The sequence below is a fragment of the uncultured Aureimonas sp. genome (genome assembly GCF_913775355.1).
In the GTDB taxonomy this organism is placed as follows: Bacteria; Pseudomonadota; Alphaproteobacteria; order Rhizobiales; family Rhizobiaceae; genus Aureimonas.
In genome coordinates this window covers 1-4,251 of record NZ_CAJYIU010000023.1, presented here as the reverse complement: position 1 = coordinate 4,251, position 4,251 = coordinate 1, and the positions used below count along the sequence as shown (strand labels likewise).

Below are 4,251 nucleotides of genomic sequence, written 5' to 3'. Positions count from 1 at the left end.
GTCGCCTTGGCCGGCGCCTCGACACGCGAGACGTCGCGCGGGGAGGCGGCGTAGGCGAGCGGGCTGTCGAAGAGGCCCTGTGCCGGCGAGGCGTCGGCGGTCGGGGCGGGCTCGTCGAGCGGAGCCGCCTCGTAGTCGCGCTTGAAGGCGGTGGCCTGACCGCCGCCGAGCGTTGCCGCGGCGCGCGGTGCGGCGCTCGTCGTCGTCACCGGGCGGGCGACCGCGGTCACGCCGGCCAGCTTCGACTGGCCGGCGGGCGCCGTCGTCCCTTGCGTGTCGGACGAGACGAGGCGGAACTTCGACGTCTGGCCGCGCACCATGCCGCTCGAGATCGGCAAGGCGGCCGGCTTGTCGCCTTCCACACCGCGACCGATGGTCGAGGCGCCGAAGTCCTCCGGCTGGACGTGCGCGAGGTCGTGGCGGCCGAGATACGAGACCGCGAGCTCGCGGAACACGTAGTCGAGGATCGACGTCGCGTTCTTGATCGCCTCGTTGCCCTGGACCATGCCGGCCGGCTCGAAGCGCGTGAAGGTGAAGGCTTCCACGTACTCGTCGAGCGGCACGCCGAACTGCAGGCCGAGCGAGATCGCGATGGCGAAGTTGTTCATCATCGCGCGGAAGGCGGCGCCTTCCTTGTGCATGTCGATGAAGATCTCGCCGAGGCGGCCGTCGTCGAACTCGCCGGTGCGAAGGTACACCTTGTGACCGCCGACGATGGCCTTCTGCGTGTAACCCTTGCGCCGGTTCGGCAGCTTCTCGCGCTCGCGGGTGACGCGCTCGATGACGCGCTCCACGATCCGCTCGGCGATCTCGGTCGCCTGCACCGCGGCGGGAGCCGCGGCGATGGCGGCCGCCGTCTCCTCGACGAGATCGTCCTCGTCGTCCTCGTCCGAAATCAGCGAGGCGTTGAGGGGTTGGCTGAGCTTCGAGCCGTCGCGATAGAGCGCGTTCGCCTTGAGGGCGAGCTTCCACGACAGCATGTAGGCGCTGTTGCAGTCCTCCACCGTCGCGTCGTTCGGCATGTTGATCGTCTTGGAGATCGCACCGGAGATGAAGGGCTGCGAGGCCGCCATCATGCGGATGTGCGATTCCACCGACAGCGAGCGCTTGCCGATCCGGCCGCACGGTGAGGCGCAGTCGAACACCGGCAGGTGCTCGGCCTTCAGGAAGGGCGCGCCTTCCAGCGTCATCGCACCGCAGACGTGGATGTTCGCGGCCTCGATGTCCTTCCGCGAGAAGCCGAGGAAAGGCAGGAGCTCGAACGAGAAGTCGTTGAGCTGTTCGTCGGTGATGCCGAGCGTCTCCTTGCAGAAGGCTTCGCCGAGCGTCCACTTGTTGAAGGCGAACTTAATGTCGAAGGCGCTCTTCAGGCCCTCGTTCAGCGCCGCGATCTGGTCGTCGCCGAAGCCCTTGGCGCGGAGCGAGCCGGGGTTGATGGCCGGTGCCTGGTTCAGGTTGCCGTGGCCGACGGCGTAGGCCTCGATCTCGGCGATCTGCGCCTCAGAGTAGCCGAGCGTGCGCAGCGCCTCGGGCACCGCGCGGTTGATGATCTTGAAGTACCCTCCGCCGGCGAGCTTCTTGAACTTCACCAGCGCGAAGTCCGGCTCGATGCCCGTCGTGTCGCAGTCCATCACGAGGCCGATCGTGCCGGTCGGCGCAATCACCGAGACCTGCGCGTTGCGGTAGCCATGTTTCTCACCGAGCTCCTGCGCCAGCACCCAGGCCTGCTTGGCACGGGCCGACAGACGCTTGTCCTTCAGCGAGGCGTGGTCGAGCGGCACCGGATCGACGGCGAGGCCCTCATATCCGTTGGCGAGCCCCTGAGCGGCACGCGAATGGTTGCGGATGACGCGCAGCATACCCGCCGCGTTGCGCTCGTAGTCCGGGAAGGGGCCGAGTTCGCGCGCCATCTCGGCCGAGGTCGCGTAGGAGATGCCGGTCATGATCGCCGACAGCGCGCCGCAGATCGCACGGCCCTCGGCCGACGAGTAGGGAATGCCGGCGGTCATCAGCAGGCCGCCGATATTGGCGAAGCCGAGGCCAAGCGTGCGGTAGTCGTAGGAGCGCTGGGCGATCTCCTTCGACGGGAACTGCGCCATCAGGACCGAGATCTCGAGCACGATCGTCCAGAGACGCGTCGCATGCTCGTAGGCGTCGATATCGAACCGGCCGTTCGCGTCACGGAACTGCAGGAGGTTCATCGAGGCGAGATTGCAGGCCGTGTCGTCGAGGAACATGTATTCCGAGCACGGGTTCGACGCGTTGATCGCGCCGGCCGCCGCGCAGGTGTGCCAGTCGTTGATCGTCGTGTGGAACTGGATGCCGGGGTCGGCCGAGGCCCAGGCGGCATAGCCGATCTGGTCCCAGAGCTCGCGGGCCTTAAGGGTCTTCGTGACCTTGCCGGTGGTGCGGCCGATCAGCTTGTGCTCGCCGTCCTGCTCGACCGCCTGGAGGAAGTCGTCGGAGACGCGCACGGAGTTGTTGGAGTTCTGGCCGGCGACGGTCAGATACGCCTCGCTATCCCAGTCCGTGTTGTAGACGGGGAAATCGATGTCCGTGTAGCCCTGGCGGGCGAACTGGACGACGCGCTTGACGTAGTTCTCGGGAACCTGCGCCTTCTTGGCGTCCTTCACGGCGCGCTTCAGGGCCGGGTTGACGTTCGGGTCGAAGCATTCCTCGCCCGTGCCGCCCTCGCAGTTGACGCAAGCCGACAGGATTGCCTTCAGGTGCTTCGAGACGGTCTTCGAGCCGGTCACGAGCGCCGCGACCTTCTCCTCCTCGCGCACCTTCCACATCACGTAGTTTTCGATGTCGGGATGGTCGATGTCGACCACGACCATCTTGGCCGCACGGCGCGTCGTGCCGCCCGACTTGATGGCGCCCGCCGCGCGATCGCCGATCTTCAGGAAGCTCATCAGGCCCGACGACTTGCCGCCGCCGGCGAGCTTCTCGCCTTCGCCGCGCAGGGCCGAGAAGTTCGAACCGGTGCCCGAGCCGTATTTGAAGAGGCGCGCCTCGCGCACCCACAGGTCCATGATGCCGCCCTCGTTGACGAGGTCGTCTGCAACGGACTGGATGAAGCAGGCATGCGGCTGCGGGTGTTCGTAGGACGAGGCCGAGCGTGTCAGCTCACCCGTGCGGTAGTCGACGTAGAAGTGGCCCTGGCCGGGGCCGTCGATTCCGTAAGCCCAGTGCAGGCCCGTGTTGAACCACTGCGGCGAGTTCGGCGCGACCTTCTGGGTCGCGAGCATGTAGGCGAGTTCGTCGCGGAAGGCGCGCGCATCGTCCTCGGACTGGAAGTAGCCGCCCTTCCAGCCCCAGTAGGTCCAGGTGCCGGCCAGACGGTCGAACACCTGCCGCGCGTCCATCTCCGAGCCCGTGCGCTCGCCCTCGGGCAGGTGGCTCAGCGCCTCCTCGTCGGCGACCGAGCGCCAGAGCCAGGACGGAACGTCGTTCTCCTCGACCTTGCGCAGGGCCTTGGGCACGCCCGCCTTGCGGAAGTACTTCTGGGCGAGGATGTCGGAGGCCACCTGGCTGAACTGGGCGGGCACGTCGATATCGGCGAGCCGGAACACGACAGAGCCGTCCGGATTGCGGATCTCGCTCGTCGCCTTGCGGAACTCGATGGAGTCGTAGGCGCCTTGGTCAGCCCGCGTGTAGCGGCGATCGATCTTCATGCCCATCGGTGCATTCCTCGAATTGAGCCCAAGCGAAATCAGCAGCAGGCCGATTCTCGGGACGCTTTAGACGATCGACTATCGCGGCCCACATCTTGTGCCGAACTGTCGTTCCTGAGGCTATATATGGTGCGAGGCGGGTAGGGCTGGAGTCTTGACGAAGGGCTTATCCACAGCTCTGGCGTCCTTTTCCCCTCGACTACTGGTCTGTCGCAAAAGCGTCTTTACTAAGCGTTTGATTCAAATGCCGGGGACGCGATCTTGCGGGCAGGATTGCACGAGCAACAGCGCGAATCAGAGTCTGTAGCGGCAATCCACGCTTTCCACCGCTGCCCTGTGGACAAGCAGAATCATTCGCTTGGGTGGCCAAAGACCGCACAAGCACTAACGATTGTTTAGGATCTCAGTATAGGTTTGGCTCAGCCCGCCGAACCCTTGGCGATCGGTGCCTGGAACGAAAGGCCGAGGTCCCAGGGGAAGAAGATCCAAGTGTCCTGGCTGACTTCCGTGATGAACGTGTCGACCAGCGGGCGGCCCTTCGGCTTCGCATAGACCGTGGCGAAGTGGGCCTTCG

At 65.8% G+C, this 4,251-nt stretch carries 1 protein-coding gene and 1 pseudogene; both read right to left on the bottom strand.

Annotation, left to right across the window (positions count from 1 at the left end):
* Positions 1–3,677, bottom strand: a 3,677-nt coding sequence (locus tag QZ753_RS01690; protein ID WP_294640631.1) for a vitamin B12-dependent ribonucleotide reductase, incomplete at its 3' end; no start/stop codon positions are given.
* Positions 3,678–4,096: 419 nt separating this feature from the next.
* A pseudogene (locus QZ753_RS01685) lies at positions 4,097–4,251 on the bottom strand (xanthine phosphoribosyltransferase); the annotation flags it as partial.